Source organism: Mycobacterium sp. FW102-FHT13B02, assembly GCF_058790275.1.
Genome location: NZ_JBYTCM010000012.1, coordinates 136,380 through 162,151 on the forward strand (window position 1 = coordinate 136,380; position 25,772 = coordinate 162,151).

The 25,772-nt window shown below is 68.2% G+C and carries 20 protein-coding genes; 11 read left to right on the forward strand and 9 right to left on the reverse strand.

Translation table 11 applies throughout. From position 1 onward, the window contains the following. The 4 genes from mbtD to AC3WTE_RS20520 are packed head-to-tail and all read right to left on the reverse strand — an operon-like array spanning position 1 to position 8,549. Positions 1-2,949, reverse strand: coding sequence for a mycobactin polyketide synthase MbtD (gene mbtD, locus AC3WTE_RS20505; protein WP_492440418.1), 2,949 nt, complete (start codon positions 2,947-2,949; stop codon positions 1-3). Continuing rightward, entirely contained in the window at positions 2,949-4,253 is a 1,305-nt protein-coding gene (locus tag AC3WTE_RS20510) for a beta-ketoacyl [acyl carrier protein] synthase domain-containing protein (RefSeq protein ID WP_492440420.1), read from the reverse strand. Before AC3WTE_RS20510 ends, mbtD begins: the two co-directional genes overlap by 1 nt. Before the next feature lie 4 nt (positions 4,254-4,257). Further along, a complete protein-coding gene (locus tag AC3WTE_RS20515; RefSeq protein WP_492440422.1) occupies positions 4,258-5,016 on the reverse strand; it encodes a thioesterase II family protein in 759 nt (252 codons plus the stop codon). Continuing rightward, positions 5,013-8,549: a non-ribosomal peptide synthetase gene (locus tag AC3WTE_RS20520; RefSeq protein WP_492440424.1), complete on the reverse strand. Its 3,537-nt coding sequence runs from the start codon at positions 8,547-8,549 to the stop codon at positions 5,013-5,015. The genes AC3WTE_RS20515 and AC3WTE_RS20520 overlap by 4 nt, the downstream gene beginning before the upstream one ends. 95 nt (positions 8,550-8,644) lie before the next feature. Here AC3WTE_RS20520 and AC3WTE_RS20525 point away from each other — a divergent pair, with 95 nt between their 5' ends. From AC3WTE_RS20525 to AC3WTE_RS20535, 3 genes are read left to right on the forward strand one after another with little or no spacing between them, the layout of a single operon-like run. Then, on the forward strand, positions 8,645-10,291 hold the full coding sequence (locus AC3WTE_RS20525) for a (2,3-dihydroxybenzoyl)adenylate synthase (protein ID WP_492440426.1): 1,647 nt from the start codon (positions 8,645-8,647) through the stop codon (positions 10,289-10,291). 49 nt (positions 10,292-10,340) lie between these two features. Continuing rightward, entirely contained in the window at positions 10,341-11,006 is a 666-nt protein-coding gene (locus AC3WTE_RS20530) for a VC0807 family protein (RefSeq protein ID WP_492440428.1), read from the forward strand. 43 nt (positions 11,007-11,049) lie between these two features. Continuing rightward, positions 11,050-12,390, forward strand: coding sequence for an acyltransferase family protein (locus AC3WTE_RS20535; protein WP_492440430.1), 1,341 nt, complete (start codon positions 11,050-11,052; stop codon positions 12,388-12,390). Here AC3WTE_RS20535 and AC3WTE_RS20540 read toward each other — a convergent pair. After that, positions 12,377-13,090, reverse strand: a complete 714-nt coding sequence (locus AC3WTE_RS20540) for a VldE C-terminal domain-containing protein (RefSeq protein ID WP_492440432.1) — start codon at positions 13,088-13,090, stop codon at positions 12,377-12,379. The two genes, AC3WTE_RS20535 and AC3WTE_RS20540, sit on opposite strands and share 14 nt — an antisense overlap. Before the next feature lie 92 nt (positions 13,091-13,182). Between AC3WTE_RS20540 and AC3WTE_RS20545 the strand changes: the two genes are divergently transcribed. Next, complete coding sequence (locus AC3WTE_RS20545) at positions 13,183-13,671, forward strand: MarR family winged helix-turn-helix transcriptional regulator (protein ID WP_492440434.1); 489 nt, start codon at positions 13,183-13,185, stop codon at positions 13,669-13,671. A gap of 1 nt (position 13,672) precedes the next feature. Here AC3WTE_RS20545 and AC3WTE_RS20550 read toward each other — a convergent pair whose 3' ends face one another. Further along, positions 13,673-15,016, reverse strand: coding sequence for a salicylate synthase (locus tag AC3WTE_RS20550; RefSeq protein ID WP_492440436.1), 1,344 nt, complete (start codon positions 15,014-15,016; stop codon positions 13,673-13,675). Positions 15,017-15,110: 94 nt separating this feature from the next. Next, positions 15,111-16,253 (reverse strand): radical SAM family heme chaperone HemW, encoded by a 1,143-nt coding sequence (hemW, locus tag AC3WTE_RS20555; RefSeq protein ID WP_492440438.1) that lies wholly within the window; start codon positions 16,251-16,253, stop codon positions 15,111-15,113. Between the two features lie 129 nt (positions 16,254-16,382). On the opposite strand from hemW, the gene AC3WTE_RS20560 reads away from it, so the two are divergent. The 7 genes from AC3WTE_RS20560 (at position 16,383) to epsC (ending at position 23,708) form a co-directional block, all read left to right on the forward strand. After that, positions 16,383-16,505, forward strand: coding sequence for an Ms4527A family Cys-rich leader peptide (locus AC3WTE_RS20560; protein ID WP_492440473.1), 123 nt, complete (start codon positions 16,383-16,385; stop codon positions 16,503-16,505). Between the two features lie 125 nt (positions 16,506-16,630). Next, the gene (locus tag AC3WTE_RS20565; RefSeq protein ID WP_492440440.1) at positions 16,631-18,295 is read left to right on the forward strand and encodes a nitrite/sulfite reductase; all 1,665 of its coding nucleotides are present in this window, start codon (positions 16,631-16,633) and stop codon (positions 18,293-18,295) included. Further along, positions 18,292-19,005 carry a phosphoadenylyl-sulfate reductase gene (locus tag AC3WTE_RS20570; RefSeq protein ID WP_492440442.1) on the forward strand — a complete coding sequence of 238 codons (714 nt, stop codon included), beginning with the start codon at positions 18,292-18,294 and terminating at the stop codon, positions 19,003-19,005. The genes AC3WTE_RS20565 and AC3WTE_RS20570 overlap by 4 nt, the downstream gene beginning before the upstream one ends. A 7-nt stretch (positions 19,006-19,012) precedes the next feature. Beyond that, positions 19,013-19,714: a sirohydrochlorin chelatase gene (locus tag AC3WTE_RS20575; RefSeq protein ID WP_492440444.1), complete on the forward strand. Its 702-nt coding sequence runs from the start codon at positions 19,013-19,015 to the stop codon at positions 19,712-19,714. Positions 19,715-20,016: 302 nt separating this feature from the next. Further along, positions 20,017-21,933, forward strand: coding sequence for a potassium transporter Kup (locus AC3WTE_RS20580; protein WP_492440446.1), 1,917 nt, complete (start codon positions 20,017-20,019; stop codon positions 21,931-21,933). Positions 21,934-22,154: 221 nt separating this feature from the next. Further along, positions 22,155-23,090 carry a cysteine synthase A gene (gene cysK, locus AC3WTE_RS20585; protein WP_459369115.1) on the forward strand — a complete coding sequence of 312 codons (936 nt, stop codon included), beginning with the start codon at positions 22,155-22,157 and terminating at the stop codon, positions 23,088-23,090. Between the two features lie 33 nt (positions 23,091-23,123). Further along, positions 23,124-23,708 (forward strand): serine O-acetyltransferase EpsC, encoded by a 585-nt coding sequence (gene epsC / locus AC3WTE_RS20590; RefSeq protein ID WP_459369114.1) that lies wholly within the window; start codon positions 23,124-23,126, stop codon positions 23,706-23,708. Positions 23,709-23,847: 139 nt separating this feature from the next. On the opposite strand, the gene AC3WTE_RS20595 is transcribed toward epsC, so the two are convergent. Next, positions 23,848-24,909 (reverse strand): sulfate/molybdate ABC transporter ATP-binding protein, encoded by a 1,062-nt coding sequence (locus AC3WTE_RS20595; protein WP_459369113.1) that lies wholly within the window; start codon positions 24,907-24,909, stop codon positions 23,848-23,850. Positions 24,910-24,931: 22 nt separating this feature from the next. Next, positions 24,932-25,744 carry a sulfate ABC transporter permease subunit CysW gene (gene cysW / locus AC3WTE_RS20600; protein ID WP_492440448.1) on the reverse strand — a complete coding sequence of 271 codons (813 nt, stop codon included), beginning with the start codon at positions 25,742-25,744 and terminating at the stop codon, positions 24,932-24,934. Positions 25,745-25,772 lie beyond the last annotated feature (28 nt).

Here is a 25,772-nt window from a genome sequence, read left to right on the forward strand (position 1 = left end):
CTAGCTCTCCACCTTTTCTGATCTATCGGTTAGCAAATCCACCAGTTCGATACCGGTGATGCCGCTGAGCAGTCCGGCCAGCGGCACGGACCGGCCGGTGCCCCGGCGCAGTCGCTTGCGCAGGTCCAGTGCCAGCAGCGAATCCAGGCCCAGGTCGAACAGGGCCGCGGTCAGGTCTATGCCGGCGGGGTCGCCCAGTTTGAGCACCACCGACAGTTCATGACGGACGACGTCTTCGGCGTCGGCGCCGTCTTCCACGGAGACCGGAACCTGCTGTGGTACCGGCGATTCCGCGTCCACCGGAGCCGCGCCGAGCAGCGTCGCCAACCGCTCGGCATCGGCGCTGAAGATCAGCGGGGCGGGCGCGCGGGTGCCCAGGGCCGCCTCGATGGCGACGGCCGGGTCCATTTCACGCAGCCCGGCGCGCTCGATCCGCGCCACCTCCTCGGTACCGACGATGCCGCCACCCGGCCACAGCCCCCACCGCACGGCCACACAGTCGATCCCCTCGGCACGGAACTGCCCGGCCATCACATCCTGCATGCGGTTCACGGCCGCATAGGCGACATGGCCGAGCCCGCCCCACAGTCCGGACACCGATGAGCACACCAGGATTCGGGCATCGGATCGCAGCGGCCAGTGCTCGGCCAGCCGGGCCAGCCCGGCCACCTTGGCGGCCGCGGTGTCGATGAATTCGTCAGCGCCGACCGTCGAGTCGAACACCGCCGCACCGGCGGCATGGACCACGAGCGTCGCACCGTCACCGGCATGGGTGGCCGCCGCGGCAGAAATCTGTTCGGACGACGTGACGTCGCATCGCACCGACACCACCTCTGTGCCCTGCGCGAACTCGGCCAATTGCCGCGCATCGGTACCGCTGCGGCTCACCAGTACGATGCGCCGGGCGCCCGCGGCGGCGAGGGTCCGCGCGAAATGCAGCCCGACGGCGCCGTTGCCGCCGGTGACCACCACGTTGTCGAGGAGCCCGGGCGCCGGCGCTTCAGCGTCCGGCAGGGCCTGGAGACCGCGTCGGTACTGCCGTGAATCACGCAGCGCCACTTCGGTTCCCGTACCCAGCATGGTGTCGATGACGACGGTCGCCGACGGGGCGTCGAGTTCCCAGGACGCCAGGTCGAGGTGGCGGAAAGACTGATCCGGATGGTCGAAACCGATACTGCGGTGCATGGCGGCCAGCGCCGCCTGGGCCGGCAGCGCCACCGGCTCGTCGTCGCGCACGTGCTCGCCCCCGACGGTCACCAGCCACACATCGTTGCACTGCGGCCCCATGGCATTCGGGTAGCCGCACAGCCCACCGCGGATCAGTTCGGCCAGGTCCCTGATCGCCGCCTCGGTATCGGGGTGGTCGAGCATCGGTGCGACGACGATCAGCAGATCAGCGTCGGCCGGCTCCACCAAGAGCGTGCCGAGATTGGCCCGCACCCCGTCGCGGAGGCGGTCGCCGAGCTCAGCACGCGGTCCCGCGAGCTCCAGCACCGCGGCGCGCCGGATGATCAGAGGTACGGTCTCTTCCGGCTGCGGCTGCCAGTGTTCGGCACCGACCGTGAGAGCAGTCACCGGCGGCAGTGGTTCCGGGGCGGCCCAGAGGTGTATCGCCGCCATCGGCGCGGGTGGAAATCGCCGCAACATGGGTTGATTCGGCTCGACGTGCCCGGCCCAGTCGTAGGTCGGGTCGGCCACTGCCACCGTGGCGATGTTGTCGGAGAGCACGTCGGCCAGCGCCTCGTCGCGGCGTCCCGAGCCGACGATCAGCGGTGCGCCGGCCCGATCGCTCGCACCGCTCGCAGCGGTGTCGGCGAGCGCGTGCAGCAACGCGGGATGCGCCGACATCTCGATGAATGCCTCGACGCCGCTGTCCCGCGTCGTCACGGCGGCCCGGTCGAACCGCACGGTGTTCCGCAGGTTGCGGTACCAATAGTCACCGAACTCGGTACCCGCATCGACAGCCTGCCCGGTCACCGATCCGATGAACGGTACTGTCCCCGAACGGAACTCGGCCTCCGGCGCCCGGGTCGCCAGGCTGGCCAGCAGTTGAGTCCGCAGCGGGTCCAGCGCACTGGTGTGGGCGGGGAAGCTCATGGCGATGACGCGCGCGAAGCGGCCGCGGGACTGCATGTCCGACACCAGTTCTGCGACGGAGCTCCGGTCGCCGGACACCACGACCGAGGCTGCCGAGTTGACCACCGACAATTCCATCCAGCCGGCGGCGTCCGAAACCGCTTGCTGCGCTTCGTCGATACTCACGCCCAGGCTCGCGGCGCCGAAGTCGCCGGCCAGGCCGTCCAATGCCCCGGCCCGAGCGATGACCACGGCGACCGCCTCGCCCAGCGTCATGGCACCGGCGACGTATGCCGCGGCGATTTCACCGAGGCTGTGGCCCAGCGTGACATCGGGCGCGATGCCCAGTGCCTGCCAGACCGAGGTCAGCCCGACGGCATGCGTGAACTGCGCGCTCTGGCTGTGGATTTGGGTCCACTCCCGGTCGACGGGATCGACCAGGAAGCTCAGCGGTGAGTCGATCCCCGCGGCGTCGAACATCTCGGCGCAGCGGTCGGCCGCGGCCCGGTACACCGGAAGCTGCCGATATGCGTCGGTACCCATCGACGGCCACTGGCCGCCGTTGCCCGGGAACACGAACGCCGTCCGGGGAGCCGCGGTCCGCGAGGAAGCCGCCACCAGCGGGTGCTCCTCCCCCGCTGCCAGCGCCCGCAGTGCGGCTGCCAATTCGGTGGCGTCATGGGCGCGGACCACGGCCCGGAACCGGCGACGACGGCGCAGCCGCAACAGCGTCGCCGCCACCGCGCCGATGCCTACGGCGCCGATCCGATCCAGGTAGTCGGCGACACCGGTCGCCTCGGCCGCCAGCAATTCCTGGCTATGGGCGCTGAGCAGGACGGGTACGCGGCCGTCGGGAAAGTGCGACAGGCTCATCACGCCACGTCCTCCTCGGGCATCGCGACGATGACGTGTGCGTTGGTGCCGCTCATCCCGAAGGCCGAGACCGCGGCGAGACGCTCGCCGCTGCGCGCCGGCCACGGCGTGTGGTCGGTGGCGAGTGTCAGTCCCTGCGCACTCCAGTCGATTTCAGCACTCGCCCGCGCGGTGTGCAGGCTGGCCGGGATGGTGGCGTGCGCGGCCGCAACCAAAACCTTGGCCAGGCCGAGCGCGCCGGCGGCGGCCTGGCTGTGTCCGACGTTGGACTTCACCGAGCCGAGGACCGCACCCTGCCCGGGTGCGGTGGCACCGTACGTCTGGGCCAGCGAGTTCAGCTCGGTCCGGTCGCCGAGTTTGGTGCCGGTGCCGTGCCCTTCGATCATCCCGATCTGGTCGGGCCGGGCGCCGGAGAGCTCGAGCGCGCGGCCGAACAGCCGCGCCTGGGCGGACCCGCTGGGCGCGGTCAGCCCGGTGCTGCGTCCGTCCTGGTTGAGGCAACTGGCCCGTACCTCCGCCTGCACGCGGTGTCCGTTGCGCTGCGCCGACGACTTTCGTTCGAGGACGAACATTCCGGCACCTTCGGCCCACACGGTGCCACTGGCCTGCGCGCTGTAGGGGCGGCAGTACCCGTCGTCCGAGAGGGCGTGCTGCTTCGCGAATTCGACGAAGTAGCCCGGCGACCCCATCACACACACCCCGCCGGCCAGGGCCATGCCGCAGTCACCCGTCCGCAGGGCCTGCACTGCGGTGTGGAATGCCGTCAACGCCGACGAACACGACGTGTCGATGGTGAGCGCGGGCCCATCGAGCCCTAGTAGGTAGCCGATGCGCCCGGAGATGACGCCCAATGACGTCCCGGTGATCAGATGTCCGCTCAGGTCGGAATATTCGGCGAGGTCGGGGCCATACCCGGTGCCGGAGGCGCCGATGTAACACCCCACGTCGTGGCCGGCCAGATCGTCCGGGTTGATCCCCGCGTCCTCCAGCGCCCGCCACGTCACCCGTAGCGCGACCCGCTGCTGTGGGTCCATCGCCACGGCCTCGCGCGGCGAGATGCCGAAGAACGAGGGGTCGAACAGCGCTGCGCCGGACAGGAATCCGCCGCGGTTGTGGATGCGTTTGAACCCGTCGCGGCGCGAGCCGGCGAGCAGGTCACGCACCGGCCAGCCGCGGTCTTCCGGGAATGTGCCCAGCGCCTCCCGCCCGGAAGACAGCAGTTGCCAATAGCTTTCGGCGTCGTCTACGCCTCCGGGGGCTTCAACCGCCATTCCGACGATGACCACTGGATCTTCGGCACCCATCGAGTCAGCGCGCACTGATCACGTCCGCGAGCGCGTCCAGGTGGTCGTTGAGGTAGAAGTGGCCGCCGTCGAACTCGGTCAGGGTGAAGGCGCCCGACGTGTGGTTCTCCCAGCGCCGCAGCATGTCCTGGTCGATGCGGTGGTCGTCGCGTCCACCGAGGGCGTGGATGTCGGCGGCGATGCGGCCACCGCCCAGGTATCGGTTGAGGGCTGCGTAGTCGGCGCCCACCGCCATCAGCAGCAGTTCCACGAAATCCGGGTCGGCCAGCAAGCGGGGGTCGGTGCCACCGAGATCGACCATCTCAGCCAGCATTTCGCGAGGACCGGTCGGCAGCGGCGGTGCGTCGACGACGTCGCACGGCGCTTGGCCGGCTGACGCCCACAGGCTGTGCACCGCAGCGCCGTGCTGTTCGGCGACCCGCGCGAACTCGAACGCCACCACCGCACCCATGCAGTGCCCGACGAGGCGGAGCGGGCCCGCGCCCGCCCAGTCACCCGCGGCGAAGAGGTCGACGGCCAGCTGCTCGACCGTCGGGTGCGCCGGATGCGCCAACCGATCGGCACGGCGCGGGTACTGCACGACGTAGGTGTCGACCCCCTTACCCGACAGCGTGGTGGCGAGGTCCCGGTAGGCCACGGCGGCACCGCCGGCATGTGGGAAGACGACGACCGCCCCGTTGTCTGCGGAGCCCGGGTAGCGCTTGATCCACGGCGCGAAGGCCCCTGTCATCTCGGTCGCGATGGCGGTGTTGATCTCGGTCATGAGACGGCCGCCGGATCCAGCGCGGACAGCACGTCGTCGTGGTTCATCTCTGCAATCTCCAGGTAGAGCTCGGCTACCAATTCCAGCCGTCCGCTGCCGTTCTCGCGGCCGATGAGCCGCTGGGCCAGCGCCCGCACGGTGCGGGCGGCGAAGATGTCCGGTACGCCGACGGTCGGGGTGTCCAGCCACTTCCGGATGCGCGCCACGGTGGCGGTCGCCAGCACCGAGTCACCACCGAGCTCGAAGAAGTCGTCGTGAACGCCGATGTCACCGGCACCCGTCAAGACGTCCGAGACGATCGCTGCCAGCGCCCGCTCGAGAGTGGTTTCCGGGAGCGCCCGTCCGGCGCCTTCAGCTGCCTGAACCAGTGCCGCAAGTTGACCGGCCGCGGCCCGACGGTCGGTCTTGCCGCCGACGGTGAACGGAATCGCCGTAACCACCTGCATCTGCCGCGGAATCATGTGCGGCGGGACGAGTTCGGCCACAGCCGTGCCGATCCGCTCCACGGTGAGGTCCGGGTCTTCGACCGACACCAACGCTGCCAGTACGTCGTGGCCGCGATCGTGCCCGGAAACCACACCGGCCACCGCGGCCCGTACCCCGGGCACGCGCTGCAGCGCGGCTTCGACGTCACCGAGCTCGATGCGGTACCCGCTGATCTTCACGCGGTGATCGGCACGCCCGACGAACTCGAGCATCCCGTCCGGCCGATAGCGCGCCAGATCTCCTGAGCGGTACCAGGTTCGGCCCGCGTAGCGCACGAAGCGGTCGGTGGTCAGGTCCGGCCGGCCCCGGTAACCCGCGGCGATGCCCCGGCCGGTGAACCACAGTTCGCCGGCCACCCAGTCGGGGCAGTCCTGGCCGGCCTCGTTGACCACTCGGCAGGCGTTGTTGGTGAACGGCACGCCATAGGGCACCGCCGACCAGGCGTCCGGCAGCTCATCGGCCTCGAAAATGGTTGCGTGGATGGCGGTTTCGGTAGCGCCACCGAGTCCGGCTACGCGAACCCCGGGAGCCTGCGCCTGCAGGTGCCGGACCATGGCGGTCCGGACCCAGTCGCCGCCGGTGAGCACCACCCGCACGGTGTCCAGACGCCCGGCACCCACCTCAACGAGCATCTCCAGCCAGCCCGGCAGGAGGTTGAGCACCGTCACGCCGTGCTCGGCGATGAGGGCGGCCCAGCGGTCGGGATCGCGGCGGTACGGCTCGTCGACCACGACGATGCTGCCGCCGGTGGCCAGGGTGGCGAACATGTCGAGCACCGACAGGTCGCATTCCAGGGTCGCGAGCGCCAGGCAGCGGTCGGCGGGTCCGATGTCGAAGTGCCCGTAGAGGAATTCGACAGTGTTCATGGCCGCGTCGTGGGTGACCTCGACGCCCTTGGGCTCACCGGTGGAGCCGGAGGTGAACAGCACATAGGCCAGGTCGTGCGGATCGGTGGCCGCGGGCACGAACGGCCCCTTTGCGCGACGCCCGATGCGCAGGGCCTCGGTCACGGTGAGCGACGGCTTCCACAACGGCGCCAGATCATCCGTCTTCCCGTCGCTGCGCTCGCCCCCGCTGCAGTACAGCGCCATTCGGACGCCGCCGGTGGCAAGGATCTTCTCGGTACGGTCGGCTGGCTGGTCGACCCCGATGGGCAGGTAGACGCCGCCCGCAGCGAGGATGGCGAGCAGGGCGATGATCTGCTCGGCGCCCTTGGGCCCGAGCACCGCAATGGTGTCTCCGGGGGTGATGCCGGCGATCTGCAGCGCGCAGGCCACGGCCGAAACTTCCTCGGCCAGTTCGGCATACGTCCACTGGCGGGATTCGCTGATCATCGCCGTGGCGGCCGGCCGGGCGGCAGCCGAGGAGAAGAAGCCGCTGTGCAGCGCCGCGCCACTGGGTGCCGCGGTACGACTGTTGGCCGCGTCTCGGACCGCGCGCTGCGTTGCCGACAGCGGTTCCGGGGTGGGCGCCTCCCACGCGGTGTCATCGGTGGCCAGCCGCTCCAGCTCGGCGATGTGCCGCGCGAACATCGCGTCGATGACGCCCTGCGGGAACGCGTCCTCGCGCACATCCCAGTTGACCAGGACACCGCCGTTGAATTCGGTCACCTGGGCGTCCAGCATCACTTGCGGGCCCTGGGAGTTGATCCACACCGGGGCGCCGAAGGTCTCGATCACTGCCGCACCGAACAACTCGCCGAGGCCGAGGGCACTGGTGAACACCACGGGCGCCAGCACCTGCGTCCCGCGGTGTCGGCTGAGGTCCCGGAGGACCTCCAGCCCGGAGTACCCGGAATGTGCTGCGGCACTGCGGAATGCCCCCTGCAGCACGGCGGACCGCTGGGTTGCGGTGGCCGCGTCGGTCAAGTCGACGTCGAGCAGCAGCGACGACGTGAAGTCCCCCACCAGACGGTCGACGTCGGCGTGGCGTTGTTCGCGCCCGAACAATGGCACGTTCAACAGGAAGCGCTGGCCGGCCGACCAGCAGGCCAGGGCGTCGGAGAACGACGCGGCCAGGGCCATCGCCGGGGTGATGCCGCGCCGGCGTGCAGCGGCGTACAGCGCGTCGCGCACCTCGGGGGCCAGCCAGTGCCAGCGCCGGGTGGTATGCCGCGGGTCGTTCTGCTCGGCGGTCGGTACCAGTGGCAGGCGCGGCGGATCAGGCAGCTCGGGGAGCCGGTCGCCCCACCACCGCCGATCGGCTTCCGCCTTGGGGTCGGGCTGCGCCGCTGACTGCGCCACGGCCAAGCGGTATTCGCGGTACGTGTAGGCCAGCGGAGCCAGTTCGACACCGCGGTACAGCGCCGCGAGATCGGCCATGAGGGTGCGATAACTCATGGCGTCGGCAGCCTGCATATCCAGGTCGACGTGCAGACGGGTGGCTCCGTCCGGAAGCAGAGTCAGGCTCAGTTCAAAAACCTGGCCGGCCAATTGCTGGTGTGCCTTACGGCGTTGCGTCTGCGCCAGTTGCGCTGCGATCTGGTCGGCAGGCAGGTGCCGCAGGTCGGTGACGGTCACCGGGAAGTCGCCGTCGAGCGCGGCGATGCGCTGGGTGCCGTCAGGCAGGAACTCGACCCGCAGCATGGGATGCCGTGCCGCCAATGCCGTTGCCGCAGCGGTCAATCGCTGCGCGTCGACCCCGCGGCCGTCGAACTCGACATAGAGGTGTCCGGCGACGCCGCCCAGTTGCTGGTCGTCTTCCCGGCCGATCCACATGGCGTGCTGCATCGGGGCCAGGCCGAACGGCTGGTCATGGTCGGCACCCCACGCTGAATCAGCTTGCGCTACCACCGAATCCGTGCGCTGCAGACCCCCCGCCGCAGACAGTAGTGCGGACCAGGCCGTAATGGTCGGCTCGGCGGCCAGGGCCGCGAAGTCGATGTCGATGCCCTGCTTTCGCCAGCGCCCGGCCAACGACATCATGCGGATCGAGTCCAGCCCCTGACCGATCAAGTCGGCGCCTGGATCCAGGGAGTCGGCACGGACAGCGAGCAGTTCGGCAACTTCCTCGCGGATGGCCTCCGAATTCACTGCTACGACGCCCACAAAATCCTCCCAAATACCTAAAGACAGGCTGTCCTAATTTTGATTAGGCTACCCTATATTGCCGCTGCCTCCATGCCTACCCCGAGGGACTCGCCGTGACGCGCACCACTGCCTCCACCGAGGCCACCCAGCATTTGCTGGACGGTTTCATCCCGTTTCCGGACGACCGCGCCGAGCGTTACCGGCGAGCGGGCTACTGGGCTGGCTATCCACTGGACAGACTGCTTACCGACGGTGCACAGCAGTGGCCGGACCGCGTCGCCGTCATCGATCCGTCTGCGTCCTATACGTTTGCCCAACTCGATCAGCTGGCTTCAGCGGCGGCCGCCGGATTCGCCGCGCTGGGGCTCGGAGTCGGCGACCCGGTGCTGCTGCAATTGCCCAACACCGCCAACTTCCCCATCGCCCTGTTCGGGCTACTGCGCATCGGCGCCGTACCCGTCATGTGCCTGCCCGCCCACCGCCGCGCCGAACTCGGCCATTTCGCGGCGGTCAGCGGCGCCGTCGCCCTCGTCATCGCCGACCGGTTCGGTGGTTTCGACTACCGCGACATGGCGCGTGAGCTGGTCGCCGAGCACCCGAACCTCCGGCACGTGATCGTCGACGGCGAGGCCGACGAGTTCATCAGTTGGACTTCGCTTTTCGGAAGGGCTCCGGTACCGGCGCCGACAGTCGACACTGCCGAACCCGCGCTGCTGCTGGTGTCGGGCGGCACGACGGGCGCGCCGAAGCTCATCCCCCGCACCCACGACGACTACTACTACAACGCCACCGCCAGCGCCGAGCTCTGCGAAATGACCAGCGCGGATGTGTATCTGACGGTGCTGCCGGCGGCACACAACTTCCCGCTGTCCTGCCCGGGAATGCTCGGCGCGCTGTCCGTCGGCGCGGCCACCGTGTTCACCACCGATCCCAGCCCCGAGTCCGCGTTCGCGACGATCGCCCGGCACGGCGTCACCGTCTGCGCATTGGTGCCGGCGCTGGCCCGCCTCTGGACGCAGGCCTGCGATTGGGAACCGCAGCGCCCCACCACGTTGCGACTGCTCCAGGTCGGCGGCGCCAAGCTGTCCGCACCCGACGCGGCGGCCGCCCGCACCGCGCTGACCCCCGGCCTGCAACAGGTTTTCGGCATGGCCGAGGGACTCGTCAACTACACCCGCCCCAGCGACGACCCGGAACTGCTCGACCACACGCAAGGGGCACCGCTGTGCCCCGACGATGAGCTGCGCGTCGTCGACGACGACGGTGCCGACGTGCCACCGGGCGGCGAAGGCGAGCTCCTGGTGCGCGGGCCGTACACCCTCAACGGTTACTACCGGGCGCCGTCCGACAACGAACGGTCATTCAGCCCCGATGGCTTCTACCGTAGTGGGGATCGGGTGCGGCGCCGGGCCGACGGCTATCTCGAGGTCACCGGACGCATCAAGGACGTCATCCACCGTGGCGGCGAGACCATCTCGGCGCTCGACCTCGAGGAGCACTTGCTCACGCACCCGGCGATCCGGGCTGCGGCCGCGGTCCCGCTAGCCGACCCGTATCTTGGCGAAAAAATCTGTGCCGTGGTCGTTTTCGGCGGACCAGCGGTCAGCCTCAGCGATCTCAACGCCTACCTCGACGGCCGGGGGGTCGCGGTGCACAGCCGCCCTGACACCCTCATCGCGCAGCCGTCACTGCCGGTGACCGCGGTCGGCAAGGTCGACAAGAAAGCCATCACACGCGGTATTGCCGCCGCCATGACCTGACCAGCACATCCCTCGCGAGCAGACGCAAAACACAAGGAGCCTGTCCTCAATGTCCGATACCCCGAAGACCCTGCGCGAGTACATCGTCAACACGGCGATCAATACCGTGCCCCCGCTGGTCGCGTACTACGTGCTGCGCATGTTCGACTTCGAGCCGTACCTGGCGCTGGTCGGAGCGATCATCACCGCGGCTCTACAGGGCGCGCTGACCATGGTGCGCAAGCGGCAGGTCGAGCCCGCGAACGTCGTGGTGATCGTCGGCGCCGCGTGCTCGCTCACCATCGCGCTCACCACCAAGAACCCGCGCATTGTCCAAGCGCTCGAGCTCGTCCCGATGTCCCTACTGGTCTGGTCATTCGCCATCAGCGGGCTGCTGCGCAAGCCGAATTCGAAGAAGGTCGCCGGCGTCATCTCCCCCGCGCTCGCCGAGGCGGCCCTGCCCGACCGCGGCTGGACCGAGCAGAGCCTCCAGGACTGGCACCGGCTGCACACGCAGCTGTGCCTCGGGCTCGGGCTGCTCTGCGGCTTCTATCCCGTGTTCGCCCTGTACATGATCTTCAACTACCCGGTGGATTTCTCACAGTTCGTCATCGTCGCGACCGGCCCAACCCTCGTGGTGCTCTGCATCGTGTTCGCGGTGGCCCGCATTCGCCGGTTCGTCGGCCGGCACGACGTTGCCGCCGACGCCGCGGTGATCCGCGCGGGCTCTGAGTAGTCACACTCATCCGCGCCGCCCGGCGCTCGGGCATCATCAGCTCATGGCGAGACTCCTGCCCGACTTCCGGACCGTGATCGACCGCACCGCGCCCGACCGCGACCGCAGCATCGATGTGGCACGGCTCGGTGCATTGCTGGTGGTGATGTTCGGCCACTGCGCGCTGCTGCTCGCCACGATCACCGCTGATGGTGTCCAGATCGGCAACACCTTGGGTGCGCTTCCCAGCCTGGAACCGGCCACCTGGGTACTTCAGGTGATGCCGTTGTTCTTCTTTGCCGGAGCCGCCGCCGGCGTGCACAGTTGGCGAGACGGGACACCATGGGGCACGTGGCTTTTCACCCGCGCGCAACGGTTGTGCCGGCCGGCGCTCTGGTACCTCGGGGCCTGGACCGTCGCCTTGATCGCGGTGCGGTTCACCATGGGCGCCGAATCCGCGACCGCGCTGGGCAACGAGGCGGTGGCACTGCTCTGGTTCCTCGGTACCTATCTGATCGTGCTGGCATTCGTCCCCGCAATGGCCCGGTTGCGGTCGGGACGATCTGCCGCGCTGGTGGTCGCTGCCCTCCTTGCGGTGGCGGCGCTCGGCGACTGGGCCCGGATCGGTACGCACACGTTGGCGGCCGGCGCGGCGAATCTGATTGTGGTCTGGTTGATCCCGATGGTCATCGGTGCGGTCTACGCGCACCGATTCGTCGCTGCTGGCACGGCCCTCATCGTGGCCGCAGGGGCGCTCGCCCTCCAGGTGCTGGTTGTCGAACTCGGCCCGTACGACGTGTCACTGGTGGTCACCGGTGCCGAACGCATGTCCAACGTGACCCCGCCGACGCTGTTGCTCGCCCTGCAGTGCATCTGGATGCCGAGCCTGTTCATCGCCTGCTCCGGTGCCGTCCGCCGGTGGGCGCAGCGCCCCCGGGTCTGGTACCTGATCGTGGTGGGCAACAGCGGGGCCATGACGTTGTATCTGTGGCACATTGCGGCCATCGCGATCGCGACGTTCGGCCTGCATGCGGCAGGCCTCGATGCCTACGATCCGGCGGCCCCCTACTTCTGGCGCAACATCGCGATCCGGGCGCTGGTCTTCGCGGTGGTGATGACGGCCATGTTCCTGCTGCTGTCGCCGCTCGAGCACAACCCGTTGTGGTGGTGGGATGCCCGCGTCCGGGCGACGGGACGCGCGTCGACCCTGGCGGGTGTGCTGGTCTGCACTGCCGGGGCGGCGCTATTGCTGATGGCCAAGTACGGGCTGGGCACCGAGTTGGGCTGGATGCTGTTGGCGCTCTTCATCGTTACGCTCGTCGGTGCCCGGATCAGCGCGGGACGACCGCCGGCACCCCACGACGTCGCCGAGAACGGCTCCGCCCCCGGGCTCAGTGCGCGCTGACGAACGTCACGGTCGGTGTCGGTGCACCCTCGACGAGCGTCGGCCCTGACGCGGACATGACGTAGGCCTCGCCACCCCTCGGATAGCCGCCGCCATTGGTCGAGATGTGCACGTGGGTGTAGTGATTGGCGTCCGGGCCGCCGTAATCCGGCATCCGGTGCGCGGAACCGTCCGGGAAATACATCACCTGGCGCCAGATCACGTGGTTCAGATCGAACCGCTGCGCGTTGGCCAGTATGTAGGTCAGGATGCGGTCCCCGAGCGCCGTGCCTGCGGACGACCCGTAGTCGGGCACCATGATGTCCAGCGCCAGGCCGTCGGGATGCCAGCGCAGCGCGTCCGGGCGGACCCCGATCATGGTGTGAATTTCCGGGAACGTCGCGCTGATGGCCCGTTCCGCGAGGACGGTGTCGACCTGCAGGCCGCGCTCGGCCGCGATACCCACCGGCAAAGCGATGGTGCGCGCCATGGCGCGCGAACTCTCGGCCGCCTCGGCGACGATCAGCGATCCCGAGTGCGCAGCGGTGGGCTCGGCCAGCACCACCTGCGCGCAGCACACATCCGGCTCCGCAGCCGTGGTGACCGGGTGGGTCGCGGTGCCCGCGGCGAGGAACGCCGCGCCCGGCATCACCAGCGCCGCCACAGCCACCGACCAGCGGCGCCGGGCGCGGGTGACGCTAGCTAATCCGGGCTTGTCCACCGGTGCACCATACCCCGCAGGTCACCGTTTGGTAACGGCTTCATAATTGACAGGCGGGCAAATTTATACTTGCCCACTAAGGAGGTGACACGGTGACAGCATGGTCGAGAACCGCCGGCGAGCCGTCGGCCGACGCCATCGCCGATGCCCTCGTCACCGCATCGCGCCTGCTCCTGGATATCACCGCCCGCTCGGTTGCCGTCGTCGACGACACGTTGACGGTCCCCCAGCTCCGGGTTCTGGTGATCCTGTCGTCGCGCGGAGTGACCAATCTGACCACGCTGGCCGGTCAACTCGACGTACAGCCGTCGACCATCGGCCGAATGGCCGAGCGCCTGGTCACCGCCGGCCTGATCGACCGGCGTCCCCATCCGAGTTCCCGCCGCGAGATCGTCGTCGAACTGACTCGCCGGGGACGCGCTGTGGTGGACACCGTCGCCGCACGCCGCCGCGCCGAGATCGCCCGGGTCATCGAGACCATGCCGGCCCGCGAACGCCAGGCCATGCTCCGCGCGCTGCACGCATTCACCGAGGCCGGTGGCGAACCGCCCGCCGACACCCCCGCCGGGCTGGACTTCTAGGTCAGCTGCGAGGCACCAGATACGGCGCGAGCGTCGTCAGCTTCTCGCACGTCTCCTCGAACTCACGTTCCGGAGTCGACTCGGCGATGATCCCGGCGCCGGCCCGCAGCCACGTGTGACCATCCGCCTCATAGGCCGACCGCAACGTCAGTGCCGCGTCCATGCCGCCGTCGGCGCTGAACATCACGACCGCGCCGGAGTACAGGCCACGCGGTGACTCGTCGAGCCGCATGATCGCTTCGACACTCTCGGCCTTGGGGATTCCGGAGGCGGTCACCGCCGGGAAGAGCGCCTCCAGCGCATGCATCCGGGTCATCTGTTCCGACAACTGCCCAGATACGGTCGAACCGAGGTGCTGAACGCTGCCGCGCTCGCGTACCGTCATGAAATCGCTGACGACGGTGGTGCCGGCCTTGGCCACCTCGGCTATCTCCTCCTGCGAACTGCGTACCGAAATCGCATGCTCGACAATCTCTTTCGAGTTCGATTCCAAGTCCTCGCGGGCCGCGCGGTCGTGATCCGGGCCGCGGCCGAAGGCCCGGGTCCCGGCCAGCGGTTCGGTGATCACGGCACCGTCGGCACGCACCGCGGCCACCAGCTCCGGACTGAAGCCCAGCGCGCGAATCCCGCCCAGCCGCAACAGGAATGACCGTACCGGGGTGTTGTTCGCCCGGCCCACGCGGTATGTCGCGGGGAAGTCGACCGCGAACGGCACCTCGAATCGGCGCGACAGGATCACCTTCTGGTAGTCGCCGGCAACGATCTCGGCGACCGCCGCGGCCACCCGCGCCGGGTAGTCACTGCCGTCGACCCTCACGTCGACGGCACGGGTGGCCCCGGCTGCTGGAATCGGCTGCTGCAGCAGCCGATTCAAAGTCTCGACGGCGACGTCCCCGTCGCCTGACACGCGCACCTCACCGCCGGTGACGGCCACCTGGGTCCGCGCGCTGAAGACCCGCGCCAGCGGAGTGCCCGCCGGGAGACGTTGTTGCAGCCCGAACCGGTACGCGCCGAATTCGAAAGCGACCCAACCGAACAGCCGGTCGGTCTCCAGGAGCAGCCGATCGACGGCGTCGCCGAGAACCTCTCCGGGCCGGCCGCCCCACAGCTGGCGAGTGACCGCGCCGCCGGCGCCGACGATCCGCAACTCGTCACAATCGAGTTCGATGGCGGTGCGCACTCCGATGGCCAGCACCCACTCGCCCGAATGCTCGTAACCGACGTAGTCGGCGCCCGAGCGCTCCGGTAGTTCGGCTGCCAGTTGCGCGATCAGATCGGCCGGGGAGACATCGGCGGGCAAGGCAATTCGCGTCACCGACGCCGCGTCGAGAGCTTCAGCAGTCACGAAAGTTAATTTAGCCTAACCTCACCAAAAAAACATCGCCCGCCCCTGTGATTCATGCCCCAGCGCCTGCTTTTGCTTCCGCGCTCGCAGCAGCTCAGTCCAAGACGGTGCGCACCACGGCGTCGGCCAACAAGCGACCGGGATCGGTCAACACCAGACGGTCGTCGGTGACCGCCACGAGGCCGTCGGCCACCGCCTCATGCGCCCGATCCCGCTCAGCGGGGGTGAGCACCGCCACCGGCAAACCGGAACGCAGCCGCAACCGCAACATGACGTCCTCGACATGCCGGGTGGCGTCGTCCAATTCCTCGAAGTCCGCGACCGGCAGCCGGCCGTCGCCCAGCGCCTCGGCATAAGCGTTGGGGTGCTTGACATTCCACCACCGTCGGGCCCCGACGAACCCATGCGCGCCCGGTCCGGCACCCCACCACTGGCCGCCGTCCCAGTAGCCCAGGTTGTGCCGGCATTCGCCGCCGGGGCGGCTCCAGTTCGACACCTCGTACCAGTGCAGCCCGGCTTGGCTGAGGTGCGCGTCCAGCAGCTCGTAGCGGGCGGCGAGCACGTCGTCGTCGGGCGCGAGGATCTCGCCGCGCCGCACCCGCCGGGCGAGCGCGGTGCCGTCCTCCACGATCAGCGCATAGGCCGACACGTGGTCGACACCGGCGTCGATGGCCGCGTCCGCGGATCGGCGCAGATCGTCGTCGGACTCCCCCGGTGTGCCGTAGATGAGGTCGAGGTTGACGTGCGCGAACCCGGCTGCCAGGGCTTCCCGCGCCGCAGCCGGGGCGCGGCCCGCGGAATGGGTCCGGTCCAGTGCCGCCAGCACGTGCGGCGCCGTGGACTGCATGCCCAGGGAAACCCGGGTGTAGCCCGCCTCCAGCAACTCGGTGAAGAACCGGGGCGACGTCGACTCCGGGTTGGATTCGGTGGTGACCTCGGCGCCGGGATTGAGGCGGAAATTTTTCCGCACCGCGTCGAGCACCGCGCGCAGTCCGGAGCCACCCAGCAGCGAGGGCGTGCCGCCGCCGACGAACACCGTGTCGACCGGCAGGTCCACCTGGGCACCGGCCATCGACAATTCGGTGCGCAGCGCGGCCAGCCAGCCCTCCGGATTGGCTCCGCCCAGCTCACCGGCGGTATAGGTGTTGAAATCGCAGTATCCGCAGCGGGTCGCGCAGAACGGTACGTGGATATAGATGCCGAACGGCCCGGTGCGGCTGGTGTCGGCAGCTGTCATCAGACAAGTGTCGCACCGCGCGACCGGCGCGTTATGTCCGCAGCCCGGCAGCCAGCAGACCTGGGCGAGCGGAAGCGACGGGATAGTTTTTTGTTCGCGCTGATTCCGAATCTGGCCCAGTTAGGCCGAATGCCCTGTTCGTGGCAGAATGGCCGGGTGTCCGCCAGCCTCAACCGCGCCCTCGGTTCCGCATTGGTAATGCGGCGGCATGTCGACTTCAAGCGCGTATGCAGCTGTTGCTGTCTGCCTTGATGCCCGCCTAAATGCCGTAGCTCTGACCACCAGATTCTTTTCAGCCGGCACAGGATCGGCAGTGCCGGACAGCCCCGGTGTACGCGTGATCCGACGCCTGCTCTTGTGCGAAGGAAACCATCCCCGTGACAACAGCTAAACCCGCCAAGACCCGCGATGAAGGCCAGTGGGCGCTGGGCAATCGTGAGCCGCTCAATGCCAATGAGGTGTTCAAGCTCGAAGACGACGCGCTGAACGTGCGGCAACGCATCATCGATGTCCATTCCAAGCAGGGTTTCGAGTCCATCAGCAAGGACGATCTGCGTGGGCGCTACCGCTGGATGGGTCTGTACACCCAGCGCGAGCAGGGCTATGACGGCACCTTCACCGGCGATGACAACGCCGACATGCTCGAGGCCCCGTATTTCATGATGCGGGTGCGCTGCGACGGCGGCGCCCTCACTCGCGCGGCGCTGCGGACCATCGGCGAAATCTCGACCGAGTTCGCCCAAGACAGCGCCGACATCACCGACCGCGAAAACATCCAGTACCACTGGATCCGGATCGAGGACGTGCCGGAGATCTGGCGTCGCCTCGAATCGGTCGGCCTGCAGACCACCGAAGCGTGCGGCGACTGCCCGCGCGTGGTGCTCGGTGGGCCCCTGTCGGGTGAGTCCCTCACCGAGGTGCTCGACCCCAGCTGGGCCGTCGACGAAATCGTCCGCCGCTACATCGGCAACCCCGAGTTCTCCAACCTGCCCCGCAAGTACAAGACCGCCATCTCCGGTCTGCAGGACGTCGCCCACGAGATCAACGACATCGCGTTCATCGGCGTCAACCACCCCGAGCACGGACCCGGTCTGGACATCTGGGTCGGCGGTGGCCTGTCCACCAACCCGATGCTCGCCCAGCGCCTCGGCGCCTGGGTGCCGCTGGCCGAGGTGCCCGATGTCTGGGAAGCCATCACCAAAGTCTTCCGCGACTACGGCTACCGCCGCCTGCGCTCCAAGGCCCGGCTGAAGTTCCTGATCAAGGACTGGGGCGTCGAAAAATTCCGGGACGTTCTCGAAACCGAGTACCTGGGCCGCAAACTCATCGACGGGCCCGCCCCGGAGCAGGTCCCGCACACCATCGATCACGTCGGCGTGCAGAAGCTCAAGAACGGCCTCAACGCTGTCGGTGTCGCGGCCATCGCCGGCCGCTCCTCGGGCACCATCTTGACCCAGGTCGCCGACCTGGCCGAGGCCGCGGGCTCGGACCGGATCCGGCTGACCCCGTACCAGAAGCTGATCATCCTCGACGTCCCCGATGACAAGGTCGAGGACCTGATCGCCGGCCTGGACGCGCTGGGCCTGCAGACCCGGCCGTCGCACTGGCGTAAGAACCTGATGGCCTGCACCGGTATCGAGTACTGCAAGCTGTCGTTCGCCGAGACCCGCGTCCGCGCCCAGACCCTGGTGCCCGAACTCGAGGCGCGCCTGGCCGACCTGAACGCCGAACTCGACGTCCCGGTGACGATCAACCTCAACGGCTGCCCGAACTCGTGCGCGCGCATCCAGATCGCCGACATCGGCTTCAAGGGACAGATGATCGACGATGGCAACGGTCCCGAAGAGGGCTTCCAGGTGCATCTGGGCGGCAGCCTGGGCCTGGACAGCGGTTTCGGCCGCAAGCTGCGTCAGCACAAGGTGCTGGCCACCGAGCTCGGCGACTACATCGACCGTGTCGTCCGCAACTTCATGAAACAACGCGAGGCCGGCGAGCGTTTCGCCCAGTGGGCCATTCGGGCCGACGAAGCGGAGTTGAGATGACCAAAGACACCACAGCCATGTCCGTCGATGACCTGAAGGCGCTCGCCGAACGCGGTGCCGTGGAACTGGCCGACGCCAGCGCCGAGGAACTGCTGCGCTGGGTCGAGGACAATTTCTCCGGCCAGTACGTCGTGGCTTCCAACATGCAGGACGCGGTGCTGGTCGAAATGGCCGCCAAGGTCCACCCCGGCGTCGACGTGCTGTTCCTGGACACCGGCTACCACTTCGCAGAGACCATCGGCACCCGTGACGCCGTCGAGGCCGTGTACGGCGTGAACGTGGTGAACGTGACCCCCGAACACACCGTCGCCGAGCAGGACGCACTGGTGGGCAAGGACCTGTTCGCCAGCGACCCCGCCCGGTGCTGCAGCCTGCGCAAAGTGCAGCCACTGTCCAAGGCGCTCAAGGGCTACTCGGCCTGGGTCACCGGTATCCGCCGGGTCGAGGCGCCCACCCGCGCCAACGCTCCGCTCATCAGTTTCGACGAGGCGTTCGGTCTGGTGAAGATCAACCCGATCGCCGCGTGGACCGACGAGCAGATGCAGGCCTATATCGAAGCCAACGGCATTCTGGTCAATCCCCTTGTCGACGAAGGCTATCCGTCCATCGGCTGCGCACCGTGCACCCAGAAGCCGGTCGAGGGCGCCGACCCCCGCAGTGGCCGCTGGGCCGGTCTGGCCAAGACCGAATGCGGTCTGCACGCGTCCTGAGTTTCTGGTGCAACTGATCCTCACCGCGCACGGCAGTGCCGACCCGCGGTCCGCGGCGAACGCCCGCGAGGTGGCCCGTACAGTGGCCACCTTGCGGCGCGACGTCGACGTCACAGTGGCGTTCTGCGAACAGAATTCGCCGAATCTACGCGATGTGCTCGCCGACTCTCCCACCGGCGGTGTGGTGGTGCCGCTACTGCTGGCCGACGCCTATCACGCCCGCATCGACATCCCCGCAATGATCGCCGACGCCAATCCCGCCGTACGCCAGGCCGACGTACTCGGTGAGGACGACCGGCTGATCCACGTGCTCAGCCAACGGCTCACCCATTCCGGGGTGTCCCGGCTCGACTCGAGCGTCGGCGTCCTGGTCACCGCCGTCGGCTCGTCCTCAGCCGCCGCCAACACCCGCACCGGCGCCGTGGCCACCGGCCTGACCGCCGGCACCCACTGGCAAGCGACGACGGCGTTCGCGACCGGGCCACAAGCCAACCTGGCCGAAGCCACTGAGCTGCTCCTGGATCAAGGCGCGACGCGGCTGGTCATCGCACCCTGGTTCCTGGCCCACGGCCGCATCACCGACCGGGTCGCCGAATTCGCTGCAGCACAACAGATTCCCATGGCCCAGCCACTAGGCCCGCACCGCCTGGTCGCCGAAACCATACTGGACCGATTCGACGACATCGTCGCCGCTCGGCACGCCGCGTAGCCCGAAGCCGGCCGAATTCCGGCAAGACCGCGGCCGTCGCCGTATGGATTTCGTATAGATCGTGGCATCGCAGCAATGGCGCCGGTTGACTCTCGCTCATGCGAATCTCTGGGACGACTCATGTCTGACCTGCTGCAACTGCTGTCGATGATGGCGCTGCCGGCGTCGGTCCTACTGATGTGCCGACGCGCCAACCGGCGCAACCGGCGGTCCCGCGCGGTTCGAACCTGATCGCACACCACGTCTACGTCGCCTACGATCCGGACCGTCGACCAACGATCCGGACCAAGGAGGCACCGCGCGTGGGCACACACCCCGACACCGGTCGGAGCGGGCTGGGAGCGGGCCTTGCCGTCAGCGCGCTGGGCGTCGTCTTCGGTGACATCGGGACGAGCCCGATCTACACCATGCAGACGCTGTTCAACCCCGATGACCCTCATCCGGTGCCGATCAGCCGAGACAACATCTACGGCGTCGTCTCCCTCGTGTTCTGGTCGGTGATGCTGATCGTCACGATCACGTACGTCAGCTTGGTGATGCGGGCCGACAACGACGGCGAGGGCGGCGTCATGGCGCTGATCACGCTGGTGAAACGATCCTCGAACAAGCTCGGTAAGCGCACCGCGACAACCCTCGCCGCGCTCGGAATTCTCGGCGCCGCACTATTTTTCGGTGACTCGATGATCACCCCGGCGATCTCGGTGCTGTCTGCCGTCGAGGGCGCGAAAACCATCGACCCGGGTCTGGCCGATTGGGTGGTGCCGATCACCGCGGTGATCATCATGGCGCTGTTCAGCGTCCAACGGCAAGGGACCGCCGTCGTCGGCAGGTTCTTCGGCCCGGTGATGATCCTGTGGTTCACGGTGATCGGCGCGTGTGGTGTCGCCGGGATCGCCAGAGAACCCGAGATTCTGCGCGCGCTGAACCCGATGTACGCGCTGGGGTTCATGGCGGGCCATTTCGGCATCGCGTTCTTCGCGCTGGCCGCCGTCGTGCTCTCGGTGACGGGCGCCGAGGCCCTGTACGCCGACATGGGCCATTTCGGTCGCAAGCCGATCACCATCGCCTGGCTGCTGCTGGTCTTCCCGGCATGCATGCTGAACTACTTCGGGCAGGGCGCGCTCCTGCTGCAGAACCCGACCGTGCACGACGCCCCGTTCTTTCTCCTGACGCCCGAGTGGGGCCGGCTTCCGATGGTGCTCCTGGCCACGGCGGCCACTGTGATCGCGTCGCAGGCGGTGATCACCGGAGCGTTCTCCGTCGCTGCGCAGGCCGCCCACCTGGGCTACCTGCCGCGGCTGCGGATCCTGCACACGTCGGCATCGACCATGGGCCAGATCTACGTGCCCTGGATCAACACCATGCTGTTGGTCGCGGTGCTGACCCTGGTCTTCGCCTTCCGCAGCTCGGCGGCGCTGGGCTACGCCTACGGAATGGCGGTCACCGGGACCATCACCATCACCACCCTGCTGTTCCTCAACATCGCGCGCGCCAGGTGGAACTGGCCGCTGTGGTCGGTGATCGCGATCGGGGCTCCGCTCCTCACCGTGGACCTGCTGTTCCTGGCCGCGAACATGACGAAGCTCGTTCACGGTGCCTGGCTGCCGTTGCTGATCGGGTTGATCACGTTCACGGTGATGACCACGTGGCAGGAAGGCCGCGCGGTGGTCACCCGGGCCCGCGACGAGGTCGAAGGGCCGCTGCGCCAGTTCGTCGAATCGATCGTCACCAGCGATCCGCCGCTGACCCGGGTGCCGGGCACCGCGGTGTTCCTCAACCGCGGTATCGAAACCGCGCCGCTGGCCATGCGCGCCAATGTGAAGTACAACCGCATGCTGCACGAGCACGTGGTGGTGTTGTCCCTGGTGACAGCGACGGTACCGAGGGTCCCCGATAGCGGCCGAGTGGCGGTCGATGATCTGGGCCACAGCGACGACGGCATCATCCACGTCACCGCCACCTACGGATACATGGACCGGCCCGACGTGCCCGCCGCGCTGGCACTGCTCGACTCGGCCCTCACGGAAGGTCCGCTGGATCTGGCGGGCGCGACCTACTTCCTGTCCAAGGTCGATCTGGTGATGGGCAAGGAGCCGTCGATGGCCCCATGGCGGACAAGGCTTTTCATCGGTACGTCGTACATCACATCCGACGCCGCAGCCTACTTCCAGCTGCCTCTCGACCGCACGGTCGTGCTGGGGTCCCGCATCGAGGTGTGAAATACCCACCCGTGGGTAACGCGTTGTCCCAAGCAGATAGATTTTGTGATGATCGAAACCCTTGACGGAACACCTGCTATTCAGCAGATTCGGCAGGTGCCAGTCGCGGCGTGACGGTCGTGCGCGACACCACGGTGCCGCGTGGGGCACCCACAATTTCACCAGCAGGTCCCTTGCGAGCCCGCCTACGCGGTGAGCTTGCGTATGACGAGAGGTTGTCGATGGGCAAGATCTACGCCAATGTCACCGAATTGGTCGGGCGCACCCCGCTGGTCCGGCTCAATCGGTTGACCGAGGGCGCTGGTGCCGAGGTCGTCGCCAAGCTGGAGTTCTACAACCCCGCCAACAGCGTGAAGGACCGCATCGGCGTGGCGATCGTCGACGCCGCGGAGAAGTCCGGCGAGCTCAAGCCCGGTGGCACCATCGTCGAGGCCACCAGCGGCAACACCGGCATCGCCCTGGCCCTCGTCGGCGCGGCCCGCGGCTACAGGGTCATCCTGACCATGCCGGAGACCATGTCCCTGGAACGCCGGGTGATGTTGCGCGCATACGGCGCCGAGATCGTGCTGACGCCGGGCGCCGAGGGCATGGCCGGCGCGGTCGCCAAGGCCAAGCAGATTCTGTCCGAGACCCCGAACTCCGTGGCCGCCGACCAGTTCGCCAACCCGGCCAACCCCGCGATCCACGAGCAGACGACCGCCGAAGAGGTCTGGGCCGACACGGACGGTCGGGTCGACATCTTCGTCGCCGGCATCGGCACCGGCGGCACCCTGACCGGCGTCGGGCACGTTCTCAAGAGCCGCAAGCCGGACGTGCAGATTGTCGGCGTCGAGCCCGTCGACTCCCCCATCCTCACCGGCGGTCAGGCCGGACCGCACAAGATTCAGGGACTCGGCGCGAACTTCGTCCCCGAGGTACTGGACCGCTCCGTGTACGACGAGATCATCGACGTCGCGTTCCCGGACGCCATCGAGGTGGCACGAGCGCTGGGCACCGAAGAGGGCATTCTGGGTGGCATCTCGGCGGGCGCCAACGTGTGGGCGGCGCTGGAGCTCGCCAAGCGTCCCGAGAACGCCGGCAAGCTCATCGTGGTGATCATCCCTGACTTCGGCGAGCGGTACGTCTCCACGGCGCTGTACGAGCACATCCGGGACTGACCGGGCGAGCGAAGCGACAGGAAATAGATAAGGATGACGCTGCTCTCTAGGCTCCGCGAGGACCTGGACAACGCGCGCAGCCACGACCCGGCAGGGCGCGGAGACATCGAGAACGCCCTGGTGTATTCGGGCCTGCATGCCATCTGGTCGCACCGCCTGGCCCACCGACTGTGGGCCCGGCCGGCATGGCGCGGACCGGCGCGCGTGCTGGCCCAGGTGACCCGCTTCCTCACTGGCATCGAGATCCACCCAGGGGCGACCATCGGCCGGCGGTTCTTCATCGACCACGGCATGGGCGTCGTGATCGGCGAGACCACCGAGATCGGCGACGACGTCATGCTCTACCACGGCGTGACGCTGGGCGGCCGTAGCCTCAACAAGGGCAAGCGCCACCCCACCATCGGCAACCGGGTGACCGTGGGCGCCGGCGCGAAGGTGCTCGGCCCCATCCTGGTCGGCGACGACTCCGCCATCGGCGCGAATGCCGTTGTGACCCACGATGTTCCGGCCGACTCGATCGCGACTGGCATCCCGGCGATCGTGCGTCCGCGTACGGAGAAGCAACGCGAGCCCGCCGTCGACCCGACGAGCTACATCGACCCGGCGATGTACATCTGACATTCAGCGGCGTTGACCGTGTACCCAGGGTCCTCGCTACTCGCACTTTTGCGCTCTGGCGTCCGGGTCAGCGCTAAAGCACCACGACCGTGCAACCAGGTCTGTCCGGTTGCACGGTCTCGGTGAAAACCCCTCGGGATTACGCCCGCGCGAGAACAGCCTCGACTTCTTGCGTCTGGCCCGCGATCGGCGGGATACGCGTCGCACGGACGTACACGGTGTCGCCCTCGATGAGGCGCAACGCTTCGGCGTCGCCACGGGTGATCTGTGCGGTGAAGGGTGTGTGGTCCGCTGCCGTCGTCAGCTCTACGCGAACCTCGAAGCCCAGCACGACAACTCGGTCGACCTTGGCCCGGAGCACGCCGGTGGCCGCCACATTGCCCTCGGCCTGGGAGATGGCCATGTCGGGGGTCCGGCCCACGCGGATGTCGTGCGGACGCACCAGTGTCCCGTTCAGCGTCGACACCGCGCCGAGGAACGACATCACGAACGGATTGCTCGGGCTGTCGTAGACCTCGGTCGGGGAACCGACCTGCTCGATACGGCCCTTGTTGAGCACCGCGATCCGGTCGGCGACGTCGAGCGCTTCGGCCTGGTCGTGGGTGACCAGCACCGTGGTCACATGCACCTCGTCGTGCAGGCGGCGCAGCCAGGCCCGGAGGTCGTCGCGCACCTTGGCATCGAGAGCACCGAAAGGCTCGTCGAGCAGCAGCACCTTGGGGTCGACCGCGAGGGCTCGCGCCAGCGCCATGCGCTGACGCTGACCGCCGGAGAGCTGGCTGGGGTAGCGCGTCTGGAAACCGCTGAGGCCCACCACCTCCAGCAGATCGTCGACCTTGGCCTTGACCTCCGCCTTGGGCTTCTTGCGGATCTTCAGCCCGAACGCGACGTTCTCGCGGACGGTGAGGTGCTTGAACGCCGCGTAGTGCTGGAAGACGAAACCGATGCCGCGGCGCTGCGGCGGCACGCCGGTGACGTCGTTGCCCTTGATGGTGATGGTGCCGGTGTCCGGGGTGTCGAGCCCGGCGATGGCCCGCAACAGCGTCGACTTGCCCGAGCCGCTGGGGCCCAGCAACGCGGTCAGCGACCCCTCGGGCACGTCGAAGTCGACGTTGTCCAAGGCCGCGAAGTCGCCGTATCGCTTGTTGGCACCGCGCACCGTGATGGCCGGCGTCCTGCCCTGCTTGTGCTCGTCGCTCATGTTCGGTTCTTCCTATCGAAAGCTATTGTGCCGCCCGGGCACGCCGGGCGTCGAGGATCACCTGCACGATCAGCACGATCACCGCGACCGCCATGAGCACTGTCGACATGGCGTACGCGCCGTATTCGGCGCCGCGGTTGTACCGATCGGAGACCAGCAGGGTGAGGGTCTGAGATTGGCCGGGCAGGTTGGAGGACACCATGATGACGGCGCCGTACTCGCCCAGCGTGCGGGCGACGGTCAGCACGATGCCGTACGTCAGGCCCCAGCGGATGGACGGCAGCGTGATCCGCCAGAACGTCTGCCACCACTGCGCACCGAGAGTGGAGGCCGCCTCTTCCTGGTCCGTGCCCAGCTCGTGCAGCACCGGTTCGACCTCGCGGATCACGAACGGCACCGTGACGAAGATGCTGGCCAGCACGATGCCGGGGAACCCGAAGATGATCTTGAAGCCCCAACTGTGCTCGACGAATCCGAGCAGACCCGCCGATCCCCACAGCAGGATCAAGGCAACACCGACGACGACCGGCGACACCGCGAACGGCAGATCGATCACCGCCTGCAGCACGCTCTTGCCGCGGAACCGGTTGCGGGCCAACACCAATGCGGTCGGCACCCCGAACAGCACGTTGAGCGGCACCACGATGGCGACGACCAGCAGTGTCAGTTGCAGCGCGGAAATGGCTGCCGGCGTGGTGATCTGGGCGAAGAACTCGCCCAGGCCGGGCTGGAACGTCCGCCACAGGATCAGGCCGACGGGCACGATGACGAGCACCGTGATGTAGGCCAGCGCCAGGTACCGGGCCAGGTGGCGAACCACCGGTGACAATGTCATGCGCGATCCGCCTTCGGCTCCTCGCTGG